Raw genomic sequence first — 15,532 nt, 5'->3', positions numbered from 1 at the left:
ATCAGCCCATCCTTCGTCTCGTCCTCGCGCGCGTACCAGTCTGCCTGCGGGTCCTCCTCGAACGCCTGCATGGGGACCAGCTCCTCAGGCGTCGGGAATTCGCGCCCGAAGGTGGGCCCGAAGTAGCCGGCTTCGACGTTGAGGCAGTGCTTGAGTACTCCCAGCAGGTTGTTGCCGGTCGCGGTGCGGGGCAGTCTGGCCTCGCGTTCGCTCAGCCCGTCGAGCTTCCAGATCAGGTCATCGCGAGTCGCTTGGAGGTAGTGGTGCAACGCAGCCTTCGGGTCGTCCAGATCAGCCATGCCTGCCAGTCTTCCTCATGGCCGAGCCAGCGTGCGAGGTGTCGCCTGCAAGATCAGCACCGGCTGGGTGGTCGGCCTGCGGGCCTGCCGACATCCTGAACTGCCGATGTGCGGATACTCGCGGCGTGCCGGATCGCGCGGGTTGATCGATCCTCCACGGCTGCCTTCCACCGGGACGCACGGTCGGGGAAGATCTGCTCGTGATCTCCGCCATCCATGAACTCCAGCTGGCCTTCGACGAGGCTGAGCTACACGCGGACACCGACGCGCTGAACGCGTTGCTGGCCGACGACTTCCGATCCATTGGTGAGCAGGGCCACGTGCTGAACAAAGCCCAGTGGGTCGGCAAGTTCGCCGAGTTCGCCTACACAAGCTTGGCGAGCAGCGAGATCGAGGTGTGTTTCTACGGTCACGCGGCCATCGTCCGGTGCATCCAACGCAGCCGATCGGCCTGGCGCGGGCAGGAGATGGCGTTGACCGTCCGCGTCAGCCAGACCTGGGTCGAGCTCCCCGGCGGCTGGCGGCTGGCCGGCATCCAGTTCAGCTCCTTTGGCGGCGAGTGACGGCGCGGTGCACGCTCATGCCGCAACTCGTGCATCGAGCGGCCGCAACCTTCGACCCGCCCCAGCGTTCGGAGCACGTAAGCAGTGCGCTGCGGTGCTACCGGTGCTTGGCGTTCCCTGAGGACTGGAGCGTGTCGGCGATGAGGCGGAGTTGTTCCGGCGACAGTTCACGCCACGGAATTCCGAGCGTGGACATCTCAACCTGCTCCAAAGCCGGAGGATCACGAGTACATCAGGTGCAGCGTCATCCCGGCGTCGGCGTGCGCCAGGTTGTGGCAGTGGTTAGCCCATGTTCCGGGGTTGTCGGCCCGGAACGCCACCTCCCAGACGTCGCCGGGGCGCACGTCGAAGGAGTCCAGCCACAGCAGACTCCCGGTCGCCGCTGCTCCGTTGCGAGCCAACACCAGGACGTGATGCCCGTGCAGGTGCCACGGGTGCACGACCTGGGACCGGTTCACGATCGTGAACTTGACGATGTCGTCGAGGCGTACAACCTGCGGCGGGATGTCCGGGTCGGCCGCGCCGTTGACGGTGTGGGCGTACCGCGGAAGCAGTCCGTGCAGGTCCAGGCCGCGGTCGAGAACGAGGGTGAATTCCTTGTCGATCCGGGACCACGGCACCGGAGAGGTGACGCCGTAGGTGAGCGGATCGAGTACCGGCCACGCGGCGGTCGCCGCTGAGACCGGTCCGGTCGAGTAGACCGCGCGTCCGTCGACGAACAGGGCCACCGGCGTGGCGGGCGCGGTGAACACCAGGTCGTAGCGTCCCCCGGCCGGGATCAGCACGGCGGTGTCCACGAGCGACGTCGGGCTCTGCAGGTCGGATCCGTCGATCGCGGCGACCCGGAACGGGGTCCCGGCCAGGGCGTACCGGTGCGTCGTGCTGTCGGTGTTGATCAGCCGCAGCCGCACCGGCACCCCCGCCTCGACCGGCTCCATCCTCGGTGCAGGCAGCGGCAGGCCGGAGAGGGTGTGCACCGGAACGGTGATGTCGACGCCGGTCCCCGGCGCCGGGCGCACCACCAGGACACCGTAGAGACCCATCCGGACGCCGAGGTCGGAGACCGAATGCGTGTGGTACCAGTACGTCCCGACCTGGTCGGCGCGGAACCGGTAGACGAACTCCTGTCCGGGCAGCACCGCCGCCTGCGTCACGCCGGGCACCCCGTCCTGACTGTTCGGCACGTCGTACCCGTGCCAGTGCAGCGTGACGCCCCGCCCGATGTCCCGGTTGCGCAGCGTCACCTCAACGACGTCGCCGACGGTGGCGGTCAGCTCCGGCCCCGGAACCTGCGCGTTGAAGGCCCACGCCGCGACCTCACGGCCACTCACGCTCACGGTGGCGGTCCCGGCCGTCAGGGTGAACCGCCTGGTCGGTTCGCCGGCGGTCCGCGCAACCCGATGTCCGTGATCATGTGGTACGCCGGACGCGGCGTCCGGGGCGACGGCCAGCCCGGTTCCGGTCACCAGCGCCGCGACCGCCACCACGAGGGCCGCCCGGGACACCGTCCGGGACGGCCGTGCGCCGAGGACGCGCCACGAGACCGTGGTCGCCGCGAGGATCCCGGCGACCGCGAGCAGTCCCGCGCCCGCCGACGCCGGATAGCCGTGCAGGATCGTCACGAGCAGGGCGCCGCTCTGGGCGTACCCGGCGAAGAGAAGCGGGACCGCGACGGAGCGGATGTCGCCCGGGGCCCGCAGCAGCCGCGGCCCGGCGGCGACCACCGCCGCAAGCGACAGTGGGGCGGCGATGAGGACCTTCTCCGCCGCGAACCACCAGCCGGCGCGAGCGAGTGCGGTGACTGTGATCGCGCGGGCGAGCGTGGCGAGCAGCGCGAAGGCGGCCAGTCCAAGCGCGAGCGGGCGGCGCCGGCGCCGACGCGGCGCCGCCGCCCAGCCATCCAGCGGCCGCGAGGACCGCGATCACGAGGTCGGCCGCGAGCAGCGAGCCGGTGGTCATGCCGGCTCCCCTTCCCGGACGGCCACCGGGGTCGCGTCGGCCGGCGGCGGCTCGGCGAGCTTCCGCGCTGCCCGGTGGACGCCGACCACGACGTGCACCGCGACGATCCCGTTGACCGCGTGCAGCCCGGCGATGGTCAGGCCGAGCGGGGTGCTGACGCCGGCGGCGTCGGTGGACGCGTTCGCCAGCATGGCAATGAGGGACTGCACGACGACGAGGCCGAGCGGCAGGATCGCCAGCCCGATGATCCGCCCCGGCGCCTTCGCCAGCGCGGCGAACAGGGTGGTGAGCAGGGTGAGAACGGGGATGACCGCCATCCCGGTGACGCTGTGCAGGGCATATGCGCCCTCACCCGCGGGTTTCGTGAACGCGCCCACGGCGGCGAAGACGAACTGCAGGGCGAACGCGGCGAGCGACAGAAGGCTGACGATGACGAATGCTCTGCGCATGGTGGCCTCCTAGACCTGAGCCGAGGTCAGTGCCCGGGCGACGTGATCGGTGGCCGTGATCGCCCCGTACGCGACCAGCCGCACGAGGTCGGCGTCGCCCGGATGGGAGAGCCGCCAGAGTGCGACGTCGCCCGCGCTGATCGCGCTGGGCGCGAACGCCGCCAGCAACGCGATCCGCGTCCCGATGCGGTCCGTGCCGGGCACGTCCCGGACCAGATCGACGGCCCAGTCTGCGGGCCGGGCCGGGAACCGCCCGTCCTCCCAGCGCACGGTGGCCGTGACGGTCTGGCGTGCCACGTCGCCCAGCAGGTTTCCGCCCTGGATGGCGGCTTTCTGCAACGACGCGTACGCGACGCCGACCGGGCTGCCCCCCCGCCCAGGCCGGCGGCGAGGTCGGGTCGGCGTCGAGCAGTGGGAGGCTGCGGCCGGGCTCCTTCGGCTCCCGGGCCGTCTTGGCGTAGAGCCGGCCCGCCACAGACCGCACCAGCGGGGAGCGTTGCAGACCGCCGGGCAGCAGATCCGGGTCGAGCAGCGCCGAGACGATCCGGTTGATGAAGTGGAAGGCGAGCAGGGTGCCGGTGACCTCAGGGCCGTACGGGCTGGTCCAGCCGGCGGCTCTGGGGCTACGGCTGGCCTCCGCCCAGCCGGCGAGCTTGGCGTGCCTCGGCTCCGGTGGCGTCCCGCCCCGGGCGACGACCTCGGCCAGCTCGTGCTCGCCCAGCGCGTGCAGCAGCATCACGTGGGCGTCGACGCAGAACCGGCAGCGGTTGGCCCGGGACACCACCGACGCGACGAGTTCGCGGTCGACCCGGGACGCGTCCCCTGCGAGCAGTGCCTCGCGCATCAGCGCCCAGGTCGCGGCCAGCACCTCCGGCACGGCCGAGAGCGCCTGGAAGGTGGGCACCGGCCCGAGGAAGTCGTCCCACAACTGCCGGTAGACCTCTCCGGTCAGTCCGGTCGCGGTTTTCGCGGGAGCGGGGGTGAAGAAGCGGTATGTCATGGGCTTGATGCTTGCCTCAGCTGTCCGGGAAGGCGTCGTGCCGCCGCAGGCACTTGCCCGGCCGCCGATACCGCGTCCGCGGTACGCCCTTCTACCGCAGGCGCCGGACGCTTCCTGCTGACGGCCCGTTCTACAGTTCGACCATGCGCCGCGACCTGCCGTACGCCCTCAGCGGCCTCGCCCTCGGCACCCTCCTGCTCGGCAACGCCGCGCTCGCGCCGGACGCCGCAACGGTCCGGGTGGTCGACGTCGCCCTGGTCCTGGTCATGGCGGCAGCCCTGGCGGTGTGCCGGCGGTACCCGGTCGTGGCGTTGTGCGTGGTGACAGCCGCCATGCTGGCCCTCCACGTCCGAGTACACGCCGGGGTGTCCGCCGCGTTCGCCGTCCTCGGCACGGTCTACATCGCCGCCTGGCGAGGGCACCGATTGCCCGCAGCCCTGGCCAGCCTCTTCTTCCTCGGCGGCTTTCTCGCCCGCGACGTCTCGGTCGCGCCCGCCGACCGGCCCGGCCAGCAGATCACCGAGCGGACCGCCCTGCTGCTGGGCTGGTTTCTGGCGGCCAACGTCGCCGGGCTCGTCGCACGGCAGCGCCGCGCGTACCTGGAACAGGTCGAGCAGCGGGCGATCGAGGCCGAACGCACCCGTGAGGAGATGGCGTTGCGGCGCGCTGGGGAGGAGCGTCTGCGCATCGCCCGCGACCTGCACGACTCGCTGACCCACAGCATCTCCGTGATCAAGGTGCAGGCCGGGATCGCCGTGCACCTGGCCCGCAAACACGGCGAGGAACCGTCGGCCACGCTGCTGGCGATCCAGGAGGCCAGCAGTGCCGCGATGCGGGAACTGCGCACGACGCTGGACGTCCTGCGCTCACCCACCGACGCAGACTGCGTCGGGCTGGCCCGGGTGGGCGAGCTTGCCGAGCGGACCCGGGCGCCGGCGTACCGGTGCACGTGACCGTCAGCGGTCAGCCCCGCGACCTGCCCGCCGAGGTCGACCAGGCCGGGTACCGCGTCGTCCAGGAGGCCCTGACCAACGTCGCCCGCCACGCCGGCCCCGCCACCGCGCAGATCCACGTCGAGTACGCCCCTGCACAGTTGACCGTCTCGGTGACCGACGACGGCCAGGCGTCGCCGGTCCGGCCGGCGACACCGGGTGTGGGCCTGCGCGGAATGCGGGAACGGGTAACCGGACTGGGCGGCACACTGCGTGCCGCCGCCCGTGGCGACGGCGGTTTCGTGGTACGGGCCACGTTCCCGCTGGACGGTCCAGCATGACCGGGCCCTTGCGCGAGGTCCGACCAGTTCAGTCCACCACGGATCGTGGCGGCTCCGACCGGAGGGAGAGCGGCATGATCCGGGTCCTGCTCGCCGACGATCAGGCTCTGATGCGAGCCGGATTCCGGGCACTGCTCGACGCCGAGGACGACCTGGAGATCGTCGCGAGGCCGCCGACGGCGCATCGGCCGTCGAGCTGTCCCGACGACTGCGGCCGGACGTCGTGCTGATGGACGTGCAGATGCCAGGGCTCGACGGCATCGAAGCCACCCGGCGCATCGCCGCTGATCCCGACCTCGCCGCGGTCCGCGTCCTCATCCTCACCAACTACGGGCTCGACTCCTACGTCTTCGCCGCACTCCGCGCGGGCGCCAGCGGCTTCCTCCTCAAGGACGCCGACCCCGCCGACCTGCTACAGGCCGTCGCCGTCGTGGCGCGCGGCGACGCGCTACTCGCCCCGGCCGTCACACGTACGCTCATCAGCGAGTTCGTGGCCGGCCCGCCGGCCGAGCCGGCGGCCGGGCGCGACGTGCTGACCGCCCGCGAACAGGAGATCGTCGAGCTCGTCGCCCGAGGGCTGAGCAACCACGAGATCGCCGTGCGCATGGTGATCAGTCCGTTGACCGCCAAGACACACGTCAATCGGGCGATGGCGAAGCTGTACTGCCGCGACCGTGCCCAGTTGGTCGTGTGGGCGTACGAGTCGGGGCTGGTCACGCCACGCCGCCGTTGATCGGCTGCCGCTGCAAGGGCCTCCGCCGACGACCTCGCACGGATCGCCACGGTGTATTGCGCTGGGCGGTGACGGTCGGGGAAGGCCGGCCCCATACCGGTTCGCGGCGCAGGCAGTCCACGCCAACCACGACGGCATCGACGGGGTGCCGGCCGTCGAGTACGTTACCGGCGAGTAGATGTGGCGATCGTGGACGGCGGGGAGGTCGCATGGCCGGGAAACACCGCTCGTGGTGGGGCTGGGGGCACGTCGAGGACGCGGTGACCGGCGCGGAGGCCACGGCGTTGACCGACCGGGTGCGTACCCTGCTGCCCGACGCCGACCTGACCGAGCACGTCGCGCCGCCGGTGGCCGAACTCGACCTGCGCCCGCCGCGGGTCGATCCGCCGGCGTCACTCGCCCGGCTGTGCTCGACGGACCCGGCCGACCGGGCGGCGCACACCCACGGCAAGGCGTTCCGGGACGTCGTCCGCAACCTGCACGGGGAGGTTCACGACCCGCCGGACCTGGTGGTCCGGCCGGCGACCGAGCAGGACGTCGTCGACGTGTTGGACTGGTGCGCGGGCCGGGACATCGCGGTGATCCCCTACGGTGGCGGCTCGTCAGTGGTCGGCGGCGTGGAGCCGCGGCTGGACGACGCGTATCCCGCGGCGGTCAGTCTCGACCTCGGGCGTCTCGACCGGGTGCTGGAGGTGGACCCGACCAGCCGGGCGGCCCGTATCCAGGCCGGCGTGTTCGGCCCGGCGCTGGAGGACCAGCTCCGGCCGCATGACCTCACGCTGCGGCACTTCCCGCAGTCGTTCGAGTTCTCCACCCTGGGCGGCTGGCTGGCCACCCGCGCCGGCGGTCACTACGCCACCGTCCTGACTCACATCGACGACCTGGTGGAGTCGTTGCGAGTGGTCACCCCGGCGGGCACCAGCCAGTCGCGCCGGCTGCCCGGCTCCGGCGCCGGGCCATCCCCGGATCGGCTGTTCCTCGGCTCGGAGGGCGTGCTCGGCGTCATCACCGAGGCATGGATGCGGCTCCAGGACCGGCCGCGCTGGCGGGCGGGCGCCTCGGTGCACTTCACCGACTACGACCTGGCGGTCGACGCCACCCGGGCCATCGCCCAGTCCGCGCTGCACCCGAGCAACTGCCGGCTGCTCGACCCCGCCGAGGCGCTCCTCAACGCCGGTGTCGCCACCACCGGCGGCGTGCTCGTCCTGGGATTCGAGTCCGCCGACCATCCGGTCACCCCGTGGCTGGACCGCGCCGTCGAGCTGTGCCGCGACCACGGGGGCACCCTGCCGGAGCCGGCCCGCGGCGACGACTCGTCCGGCCCACGGCAGCTGACCGCCGCCGACGCCTGGCGGTCAGCGTTCCTGCGGATGCCGTACCAGCGCGACGCACTCGCCGCCCGGTCGATGATCGTGGAGACGTTCGAGACCGCCTGCACCTGGGACCGATTCCCCGCCTTACGCGCCGCCGTGCTCGACGCGGCCGGCGACGCGCTCCATGCCGTCAACGCGACCGGTGCGATCACCTGCCGCTTCACCCATGTCTACCCGGACGGCCCCGCCCCCTACTTCGGCGTGTACGCCACCGGCCGCTGGGGCGCCACCGTCGACCAGTGGGACCAGATCAAGCATGCCGTCTCCGACGCGCTGCTCGCCGCCGGCGGCACCATCACCCACCACCACGCCGTCGGCCGCGACCACCGACCGTGGTACGACCAGCAGCGTCCGGACCCGGTCGCGCTCGCCATGCGCGCCGCCAAGAGCGCGCTCGACCCGTCCTGGATCCTCAACCCCGGCGTCCTCGTCGATCCCGCCGGCTGACGTGGGCCGGTCCGCGATGCCTGACTTCCCGGCAAACCTTCGCCGGCGGGGTGGCCGCATCCGCCCCGAGCCGTACCGGGGCCGGGAGGCCGGTGACTGGAGCCGCCGGGAAATCGCCTGACGGTCACCACACTCGCTTACGGTGGTGCCGGGGAAGGCAGGCTCCCCGTGCCGCGACCCATCAGCGACACCGGCGGGCGTTGAGCCGGGCGGCCTGGCGCGTCAGGTGGTCGCGCTCGGCGAGGTTGGGGGCCTTGCGGGCCGCCTCGGCGTACAGCCGTGCCGCCGTCGACAGGTCGCCGTCGCGCTCGTGGAGGTACGCCGCCACCGCCGCGTGGCGGGGCAGTGAGTCGTCCAGCGGCGCGAGCGCCGCCAGGCCGGCGCGCGGTCCGTCGGCCTCGCCGACGGCCACCGCGCGGTTGAGTCGGACCACCGGGCTGTCGGTCAGACGCGCGAGCTCGTCGTACCACTCGACGATCTGCACCCAGTCGGTCTCCTCGGCGGTGGGCGCGTCAGCGTGCAGTGCCGCGATGGCGGCCTGGGCCTGGAACTCGCCCAGCCGGTCGCGGGCGAGGGCCGCCTGCAGGATCTCGACGCCCTCGGCGATCGACGTGGTGTCCCATCGGCTGCGGTCCTGCTCGGCGAGGGGCACCAGGCTGCCGTCGGGCGCGGTCCGGGCGGCGCGCCGGGCGTGGTGCAGCAGCATGAGGGCGAGCAGCCCCGCCACCTCGGGGTGGTCGATCGCGGCCGCGAGTTGCCGGGTGAGTCGGATGGCCTCGGCGGCGAGGTCGACGTCGCCGGAGTAGCCCTCGTTGAAGACCAGGTAGAGGACGCGCAGCACGGTGGCGACGTCGCCGGGCTGGTCGAACCGCACGCCGGAGACGCTGCGCTTGGCCCGGCTGATGCGCTGCGCCATGGTCGCCTCGGGCACCAGGTAGGCGTGGGCGATCTGGCGGGTGGTCAGCCCGCCGACGGCGCGCAGCGTGAGCGCGACCGCGGACGACGGCGTCAGCGACGGGTGGGCGCACAGGAAGTAGAGCTGGAGCGTGTCGTCCACCGCGGGGGCGGGCTCGGGCGCCGGCTCCTCGTCGACGAGGTCCTCACGCCGGCGGCGGGCGGTGTCGGCGCGGGTCGCGTCGAGGAACTTGCGCCAGGCCACGGTGACCAGCCAGCCCTTCGGGTCGCGCGGCGGGTCGGCCGGCCAGACGCGGACCGCCTCGACCAGCGCGTCCTGCACGGCGTCCTCGCCCGCCGCGAAGTCGGCTCCGCGGCGGACGAGGATCCCGAGCACGCTCGGCACGAGGCTCCGGAGCAGGGCCTCGTTCAGCTGAGAGGTCACTCCGTGACGGTGGGCGGCTCGGTCAGGAACGGGCGCAGCTCGAGCCACTCGTGGATCGGCTTCCCGCCCGCCCCGGGGGCGGCCGACAGCTCCCCGGCCAGCTCGACGGCGCGCTCGTAGCTGTCGACGTCGATCACCATCCAGCCGGCGATGAGGTCCTTGGTCTCGGCGAACGGGCCGTCGGTGACCGGCGGGCGCCCCTCGCCGTCGTACCGGACGAACGTCCCCTCGGGGGCGAGCGCCTGACCGTCGACGAACTCGCCGGTCCCCTCGAGCCGGGCCGCGAAGTCGTGCATGTACTGCATGTGCGCCGAAATCTCCTCCGGCGTCCACTGGTCCATGGGCACGTCGTTGACCGGAGCCGGAGCGCCGCGGTAGTGCTTGAGCAGCAGGTACTTCGCCATCGTGATTCTCCTCTGCTGGTGCGACCCATCTGGGTCACTTCACCGCGGGGACGGAGCCGGTCACCAGTTCTCGACATGGCCGTCGGAAAATTTTGCTCTCGTTCATGAAGCCTGGGTGAACCGTCTCGTGGTCGTCGACAGCCGTTGGCCCTCGGCTGCCGTAGCAACGGCACGTGGCGGACACATGAGGGGCAAGTCCGATCTTCGCTGTTCCACTTACCCGCTCCGAAGACCCCGGCGGCATTTCATGTCGCACGGGCGGCCGGCGTGATCCTGCTCGCCATCGGTGCGCTGATCCGGCAGTCCGCTTCGGCTGACGATGCGGAGCCGCAGCCCGAGGACTGGAACGCTTCCCTCTGGGATCCCGAGGTGCAGGAAGGCATCGAGCGGAGGCGCCGCCGGGGCCGGCCGATCAGCTCCGTCGGGCATCCTTGACGAACACGATCCCGTCGGTGTTGGCCAGGTGGGCCGGATCAAGCGGGGAGTAACCGAACCAGGGGGACACCCGGGGCGTCACGTTGGCGAGGGCGGTGGCCAGTCGGCGGGCGTCGACGAGGTAACGCTCCTCCGGGAGCGCGTACAGCAGCCCCTCGATGGTGTCCGGAGGCGGGGCGTCCACCCCCTGGTGGCGGATCGTGCCGAGGGCGGTGGCGAGGAAGGCGTATCCCGCGCCCAGGTGGGCGCTGACGATCGCCCCGGCGCTCCACCATTCCAGCGGCAGGTCGCCCATCCGCATCGTGCTCTTGTCCCGCTGCAGATGGCCGTTGTGGGCGTTCACGAGCGTCGGGCCCCGTTCGGCGAGGGCGAGCAGGTTGCCGGCCATCATCGAATCCCGCAGGCCCACCAGGCGCGCCAGGCGGCCCGGTGACGTATCGGCCATCCAGAAGTGGTAGCGCAGCAGCCCGGTGGCGGTACGCCCGTACAGGCGTGCCCGGTGCCAGTCCTCCGGTGAGGACGCCGCGATCAGGTGTGGCGTCTGCGCGTCGAGCAGGGCCACCAGATCATCGGCGAGCAGCCGCAGCTGGTTGGCCTCGGGCGTCCGCCCCACGGACTGGGACGGGTCCATCATCGCGGCGGGATTGGTCCACCGGTCGTCGGCGCCGAGCAGGCGGTCGAGCGTTTCCGCGGTGCAGGGAAGCAGGTCGGCGTCGACGCAGGCGGTGAGGTAGGCGTGGAGTGCGGTGAGGGCCTGGCGCGGGCTCGCGGCACCGGTGATCTCCAGCGGGCCGTCGACACCGGCGAAGCGGAGCTGCTGTGAGACGGGCCGGCCGTCGTTGTACGCGCGCATCCAGCGCACCAGCTCGCGGTTGCCCGCGAAGGCGCCCCACTCGTGGCTGAAGCCGCGCTCCATGACCTCGTCGAGGATGCCGGTGCCCGAGGTGACGTGGTCGTCCACCACCAGGCCCATCATGCAGTCGCTCTCGATGGCGATCGTCCGGTAGCCCTCCTGCTCGACGAGTTGCCGGAAGATCTCGTTCCGTACCTCGAGCAGAACGTCCTCGCCGTGGGTGGGCTCGCCCAGGGCGAGCAGCCGCGGCCGGGTCGGGAGCAGCCGCATGACGGTCGCGGCCTCGACAGCGTGGGCGGTGTCCTTGGTACCAGCAATCATGCCCTCAACGGTATCGTTGAACCTTCGGTTGAAACTTCTCCGCGATGTTGGCAGGACAGTGGGGCGAAACCTTCAAGACGGTGGACGGCTCAGGCCGGTCGACCTCGCGCGCGGGAACGGTCTGTCCACACAGGCGATCAGGAACTACGAGGCGGCCGGCATCCTTCCGGGCGCCGAACGCACCCCGCACGGATACCGCACCTACACGCCGCTGCACGCACAGGCCCTCCGCACGTTTCTCGCGCTCCTGCCCGGACACGGCCACCAGACGGCCACGTCGATCATGCAGGCGGTCAACCGGGACGCGACCGAGGACGCGCTCCGGCTCATCGACGAGAGCCACGCCCAGCTGCTCGACGACCGCCGCACCCTCCAGGCCGTCGAAGCCGCGCTTCGCGACCTCGATCCGGTACCGCGGGAGCGCGGTGACACCTTCGTCGGCCCGCTGTCGCGGCGGCTCGGCATCCGACCGGCCACCCTACGCAAATGGGAACGCGCCGGCCTGGTCCAGCCGCGCCGCGACCCGCGGACGGGCTACCGGGTCTACAGCGAGGCGGACGTCCGCGACGCCCTGCTGGCCCACCAGCTCAGACGGGGTGGCTACCTGCTGGAGCAGATCGCCCCGCTGATCGCCCAGGTCCGCTCCGCCGGAGGCGTCGCACCGCTGGAGTCGATGCTGCGCGACTGGCGCGCCCGCCTCACGGCCAGGAGCCGCGCCATGCTCGCCGGCGCCGCCGCACTGGACGGCTACCTCGACCGCCGCCCCGCTCCGCCCGGGTGACGAGCGGCCTGCTGGCCGCGAAGCTCCGGGGTGTCCTGGTGACGGACTGCCGTCCGAGCGGCGGGATGGCTCACGGCCGACTCTGAACAGCAACAGCGACGGCGGCCTCGGTCACCCGCCACCCGGGCGGACAGCATCGATCGTCTGGGGAAGCAGTCGGCGGCTGGCATGGAGAACGGCGCCGTCGGGGCGGACGACGGCTGCGCGAGCAGCGCCTGTCCCCAACCACCGGTGCAGTTCGCTGCCCGGGTGGGCAACGATCAGGACTGCTCCGCGCCGTTCGATGTCGGCCCGTTGTGCGGCGGACGGTTCGATGGACGTCACGATCGCGAACCGGCCAGCGGCCAGGTCGTCGAAACGTCGTTGGCCGTCGATGATCGCGTTTGGGCACAGCCTGCCCGCGAGGCCGCGGCGAAGCCGTCGCCGCAGCACGAGGTCGGACCGGTGCAGCGGGGGTGTCCGGCTGTCCGTCGCCAGGTCCGTGAGGCCCGGTACGAGGTGCAGCCGCGGCGCCACGGCGCGACGGATGACGTTGCCGAACTCGCCGCCGGCCGTCATTGCCGTACCGATGAACTTCGCCAGCTTGATCATGGCGCGGGCGTGGTGCGTGCGTTCGATCTCGTACGTGTCCAGCACGGTCTCCGCCAGGGTCCCGTCGAGTACGCCGGCGACCTTCCAGGCCAGGTTCATCGCGTCGCGCAGCCCGGCACACATGCCCTGGCCGATGAAGGGTGGGGTGAGGTGGGCGGCGTCGCCGAGCAGGAACACCCGCCGGTCGCGCCATCGGTCGGCGACCTGCGCGCGGAAGGTGTACTCGGCGACGCGGATGACCTTCAGCTCCGCGGCGGGGGTGTCCCCGGTCCACCGCGAGATCAACGGATGCAGCCGGGCCATGTCGCGGTAGTCGTCGGCGATCTCGCCGGGCGCCAGCTGGAACTCCCAGCGGTAGCGGGTCTTCCCGACCCGCATGTAGGTGCCGGCGCGGGCCGGGTCGGAGAGCTGGTGCACGCCCTCCCACTGGCCGAGGTCGGCCTCCGTCATCACGTCGATGACGAGCCAGCGTTGCGTGAAGCCCAAGTCCTGCATGCTGGCGCCGATCGCGGCCCTGGACAGGCCGTTCGCGCCGTCGCACCCCAGGACGTACGCCGCCCGGACGCTCTCGCGCTCTCCCGTGGCGGTGTCGGTGACGTCGACCCGCACCCCGCCAGCGTCCTGGGTCAGCGCGGTGACCTCGGCGTTGCCGCGGAAGGTGACGGTGCGGTGCCGCTGGAGATTGCGGCGGAGGATCGTCTCCAGTTCCGGTTGGTCGAACATGCTCGCCTGGGGGTAGCCGTGCCGGCCCGGCCCCGGGTCGCGCCCGAACTCGGCCAGCACCCGCATGTTCCGGTCCAGGAGGCGCAGCCCCCGGTGCGGCCGGGAGATCGCGGCGAACTCGTCCCGGAGCCCGAGCCGCGCCAGGATGCGGTGGACCTCGTCGTCGAGGGCGACGGCGCGGGGCTGGGGATAGATCGACTCCCAGCGTTCGAGGACCAGGCACTCGACGCCGTACTGGGCGAGCAGCGTCGCGGCGGTGAGCCCGGTGGGGCCCGCGCCGACGATCACCACGGGAACCGTCCTCATCGGGCCGATCCGGAGTGGAGGGCGAGGTAGCCGGCGACGGAGAAACCGGCCTCGGTGGCCACCTCACGCAGGCGCGGCAGAATGAGGATCTTGGCCGTGCCGAGGGCGAGGAAGATCAGGGCGAGCAGCACCGCGAGGATGGCAGCAGCGAGCGTCATGACATAACAATGAATCGCCATTCGATGGCATGACGGCCCAGGACGGCCCCGATGGCCGGCTGGTCGGCGGGTGCACCGGCTACGGGGGCTTGGAGCTGGTGCTCGACGGGTGGTGCCGCAGCAGGTGCCGACGGCTTGCGGAGCCGATGCACCCGTCGTCTAACCGCTCCCGGCGGACCGCGGTCCTCGAACTCGTAGGTGGTGGTCAGGCCCTCCGGCAGGTCGGGGACCAGGGCATTCGTACCGTCGACCACCTGGACGTAGCGCCGACCCTGAAAGATCGAATAGCTCCCGCCGGCGACCTGCTCGATCCTGAAGAGCTGGGTCTGCGCGGCCGAGTCGCACACCTGGCCGCGGACGCTGCCCGGCGCGGCGTCGTGCACGACGGTCATGCACTGCTGGCTGGCTCCGGGGCGCGTGGCCAGCATGATCCGGAATTTGTCCCCCTCGGGGTGCAGGACCCACAGCGCCCGGTCGTCGATGCCCCGCTCGGTGGTGGCCCGCACCCGGTCGTCGTCACGGCCGATCGCCAGCGCGGCTCCACCCATGCCGGGCACCACGATGAGGACCTGCCGCCGGCCGCCGAGGATCTCCTGCGGTCCTGCCGAGCCGGTCACGGAGGCGACGACCGACGGCGGGACCTCGTCCGCTGGGCTGCCACCCCGGTCCGGTCCGTCCCCGTGGTCCCGCGCCGGCAGCACGATGGCGCCGGCGGTCACGACCAGCACGGCCAGCCCCGCGCCGGTGACGGCCACCTGCCGTCGCCGGCGCTGGTCGCTGCGGCGGCGCAACGTCTGCGCGGCGGGCAGTGTGGTGACCCGACGGACCTCGTCGGCGATGGCGGTGAGGGCGTCGTGCGGATCAGCCATGGGAGGTCTCCTCCTGGTGCGCCTCGGTCAGCAGCCCGGCCATCGCTCTCCGGCCGCGGGCAAGGTACGTCTTGACGGTCCCGACGGGCGCCTGCATCTCGGCCGCCACCTGGGCGACGCTGAGATCGTTCAGGTGGTGCAGCACGACGGCGCGGCGCTCGTTGGCGCTCAGCCGCTGCAGCGCCTGCAGCAGGGCGACGTGGTCCTCGTTGAGTGCGGGCACGCTCTGGTCGACGGCGGCCCGGTGGTGCGCGCGGATCCGGTTGATCGTCTTGCGCCAGCTGCTCACCGCGATCCGGGAGGCGACCCGGCGGACCCACGCCTCCGGGCTGTCCGCGTCCCGCACGGTCGACCAGCGCTGCCAGGCCCGCATGAACGCCTCGGCGACGGCGTCCTCCGCCTCGCCGCGGTTACCGGTCAGCGCATAGACGTGTCCCACCACCCGTCCCGCACAGGCCGCGTAGAAGGCGTCGAACTCCTCGGCGTCACGCATCTGATCGGTGCCCCCCGAAGCCTCGTCCCGCGGTCACCGCGGAATGCAACATGGCCGGGGCAACCGGACGCGCCGGCGCGGGTCACGATTGTGGCCGCCGTCACACCCCGGAAGATCAACCCGCCTGTCGGGCCAGGCGTCATCGTGCCGTCCCGGGAGAGAC

17 protein-coding genes and 2 pseudogenes are annotated in these 15,532 nt (G+C 72.1%); 7 read left to right on the top strand and 12 right to left on the bottom strand.

Annotation, left to right across the window (positions count from 1 at the left end; all coding sequences use genetic code 11):
* The coding region (locus tag JNW89_RS02200) for a DUF664 domain-containing protein (RefSeq protein WP_238447444.1) at nt 1–299 on the bottom strand (299 nt) is incomplete at its 3' end.
* A gap of 200 nt (nt 300–499) precedes the next feature.
* Between JNW89_RS02200 and JNW89_RS02195 the strand changes: the two genes are divergently transcribed.
* A complete protein-coding gene (locus tag JNW89_RS02195) occupies nt 500–862 on the top strand; it encodes a nuclear transport factor 2 family protein (RefSeq protein ID WP_238447443.1) in 363 nt (120 codons plus the stop codon).
* A 221-nt stretch (nt 863–1,083) separates the two neighbouring features.
* Here JNW89_RS02195 and JNW89_RS02190 read toward each other — a convergent pair whose 3' ends face one another.
* From JNW89_RS02190 to JNW89_RS02175, 4 genes and pseudogenes are all read right to left on the bottom strand, one after another.
* A complete protein-coding gene (locus JNW89_RS02190) occupies nt 1,084–2,586 on the bottom strand; it encodes a multicopper oxidase family protein (protein WP_238447442.1) in 1,503 nt (500 codons plus the stop codon).
* 231 nt (nt 2,587–2,817) lie between these two features.
* Nucleotides 2,818–3,270, bottom strand: coding sequence for a DUF6220 domain-containing protein (locus tag JNW89_RS02185; protein WP_238447441.1), 453 nt, complete (start codon nt 3,268–3,270; stop codon nt 2,818–2,820).
* A 9-nt stretch (nt 3,271–3,279) separates the two neighbouring features.
* Complete coding sequence (locus JNW89_RS02180) at nt 3,280–3,609, bottom strand: hypothetical protein (RefSeq protein WP_238447448.1); 330 nt, start codon at nt 3,607–3,609, stop codon at nt 3,280–3,282.
* A gap of 409 nt (nt 3,610–4,018) precedes the next feature.
* Nucleotides 4,019–4,114, bottom strand: a pseudogene (locus JNW89_RS02175) (carboxymuconolactone decarboxylase family protein); the annotation flags it as partial.
* A gap of 299 nt (nt 4,115–4,413) precedes the next feature.
* Between JNW89_RS02175 and JNW89_RS02170 the strand changes: the two are divergent.
* The 4 genes and pseudogenes from JNW89_RS02170 to JNW89_RS02155 all read left to right on the top strand — a co-directional run bounded on the left by JNW89_RS02170 (nt 4,414) and on the right by JNW89_RS02155 (nt 8,096).
* Nucleotides 4,414–5,223 carry a sensor histidine kinase gene (locus JNW89_RS02170; RefSeq protein WP_238447440.1) on the top strand — a complete coding sequence of 270 codons (810 nt, stop codon included), beginning with the start codon at nt 4,414–4,416 and terminating at the stop codon, nt 5,221–5,223.
* On the top strand, nt 5,220–5,543 hold the full coding sequence (locus tag JNW89_RS02165; protein WP_238447439.1) for a sensor histidine kinase: 324 nt from the start codon (nt 5,220–5,222) through the stop codon (nt 5,541–5,543). The genes JNW89_RS02170 and JNW89_RS02165 overlap by 4 nt, the downstream gene beginning before the upstream one ends.
* Before the next feature lie 74 nt (nt 5,544–5,617).
* Nucleotides 5,618–6,276: pseudogene (locus tag JNW89_RS02160) on the top strand (response regulator).
* 209 nt (nt 6,277–6,485) lie between these two features.
* Nucleotides 6,486–8,096: an FAD-binding oxidoreductase gene (locus tag JNW89_RS02155; protein ID WP_238447438.1), complete on the top strand. Its 1,611-nt coding sequence runs from the start codon at nt 6,486–6,488 to the stop codon at nt 8,094–8,096.
* A gap of 181 nt (nt 8,097–8,277) precedes the next feature.
* Here JNW89_RS02155 and JNW89_RS02150 read toward each other — a convergent pair whose 3' ends face one another.
* Together JNW89_RS02150 and JNW89_RS02145 are read right to left on the bottom strand one after the other, a co-directional pair.
* Entirely contained in the window at nt 8,278–9,423 is a 1,146-nt protein-coding gene (locus JNW89_RS02150) for an RNA polymerase sigma factor (protein ID WP_238447447.1), read from the bottom strand.
* An 8-nt stretch (nt 9,424–9,431) separates the two neighbouring features.
* The gene (locus tag JNW89_RS02145; protein ID WP_238447437.1) at nt 9,432–9,839 is read right to left on the bottom strand and encodes a YciI family protein; all 408 of its coding nucleotides are present in this window, start codon (nt 9,837–9,839) and stop codon (nt 9,432–9,434) included.
* 267 nt (nt 9,840–10,106) lie between these two features.
* On the opposite strand from JNW89_RS02145, the gene JNW89_RS02140 reads away from it, so the two are divergent.
* Nucleotides 10,107–10,274 carry a hypothetical protein gene (locus JNW89_RS02140; RefSeq protein ID WP_238447436.1) on the top strand — a complete coding sequence of 56 codons (168 nt, stop codon included), beginning with the start codon at nt 10,107–10,109 and terminating at the stop codon, nt 10,272–10,274.
* Here the strand turns inward: JNW89_RS02140 and JNW89_RS02135 are convergent.
* Entirely contained in the window at nt 10,252–11,448 is a 1,197-nt protein-coding gene (locus tag JNW89_RS02135; protein ID WP_238447435.1) for an erythromycin esterase family protein, read from the bottom strand. The two genes, JNW89_RS02140 and JNW89_RS02135, sit on opposite strands and share 23 nt — an antisense overlap.
* Nucleotides 11,449–11,506: 58 nt before the next feature.
* Between JNW89_RS02135 and JNW89_RS02130 the strand changes: the two genes are divergently transcribed.
* On the top strand, nt 11,507–12,229 hold the full coding sequence (locus JNW89_RS02130; protein WP_238447434.1) for a TioE family transcriptional regulator: 723 nt from the start codon (nt 11,507–11,509) through the stop codon (nt 12,227–12,229).
* 111 nt (nt 12,230–12,340) lie between these two features.
* Here the strand turns inward: JNW89_RS02130 and JNW89_RS02125 are convergent, their stop codons facing one another.
* From JNW89_RS02125 to JNW89_RS02110, 4 genes are read right to left on the bottom strand one after another with little or no spacing between them, the layout of a single operon-like run.
* Entirely contained in the window at nt 12,341–13,849 is a 1,509-nt protein-coding gene (locus JNW89_RS02125; RefSeq protein WP_238447433.1) for a bifunctional 3-(3-hydroxy-phenyl)propionate/3-hydroxycinnamic acid hydroxylase, read from the bottom strand.
* Nucleotides 13,846–14,007, bottom strand: a complete 162-nt coding sequence (locus JNW89_RS02120; RefSeq protein WP_238447432.1) for a hypothetical protein — start codon at nt 14,005–14,007, stop codon at nt 13,846–13,848. Before JNW89_RS02120 ends, JNW89_RS02125 begins: the two co-directional genes overlap by 4 nt.
* Nucleotides 14,004–14,876, bottom strand: coding sequence for a hypothetical protein (locus JNW89_RS02115; protein WP_238447431.1), 873 nt, complete (start codon nt 14,874–14,876; stop codon nt 14,004–14,006). The genes JNW89_RS02120 and JNW89_RS02115 overlap by 4 nt, the downstream gene beginning before the upstream one ends.
* A complete protein-coding gene (locus JNW89_RS02110; RefSeq protein WP_238447430.1) occupies nt 14,869–15,369 on the bottom strand; it encodes a SigE family RNA polymerase sigma factor in 501 nt (166 codons plus the stop codon). The genes JNW89_RS02115 and JNW89_RS02110 overlap by 8 nt, the downstream gene beginning before the upstream one ends.
* Between the last annotated feature and the right edge of the window lie 163 nt (nt 15,370–15,532).

It is taken from the genome of Micromonospora sp. 4G55, assembly GCF_016803375.1.
The sequence above is the reverse complement of the archived record's forward strand: the minus strand, read 5'-3'. Positions and strand labels throughout refer to the sequence as shown.

Coding starts and splice junctions, on each gene's coding strand:
- JNW89_RS02185 (WP_238447441.1), bottom strand. CDS start 3,270: ATGCGCAGAGCATTCGTCATCGTCAGCCTTCTGTCGCTCGCCGCGTTC.
- JNW89_RS02170 (WP_238447440.1), top strand. CDS start 4,414: ATGCGCCGCGACCTGCCGTACGCCCTCAGCGGCCTCGCCCTCGGCACC.
- JNW89_RS02155 (WP_238447438.1), top strand. CDS start 6,486: ATGGCCGGGAAACACCGCTCGTGGTGGGGCTGGGGGCACGTCGAGGAC.
- JNW89_RS02145 (WP_238447437.1), bottom strand. CDS start 9,839: ATGGCGAAGTACCTGCTGCTCAAGCACTACCGCGGCGCTCCGGCTCCG.
- JNW89_RS02135 (WP_238447435.1), bottom strand. CDS start 11,448: ATGATTGCTGGTACCAAGGACACCGCCCACGCTGTCGAGGCCGCGACC.
- JNW89_RS02125 (WP_238447433.1), bottom strand. CDS start 13,849: ATGAGGACGGTTCCCGTGGTGATCGTCGGCGCGGGCCCCACCGGGCTC.
- JNW89_RS02120 (WP_238447432.1), bottom strand. CDS start 14,007: ATGACGCTCGCTGCTGCCATCCTCGCGGTGCTGCTCGCCCTGATCTTC.
- JNW89_RS02115 (WP_238447431.1), bottom strand. CDS start 14,876: ATGGCTGATCCGCACGACGCCCTCACCGCCATCGCCGACGAGGTCCGT.
- JNW89_RS02110 (WP_238447430.1), bottom strand. CDS start 15,369: ATGCGTGACGCCGAGGAGTTCGACGCCTTCTACGCGGCCTGTGCGGGA.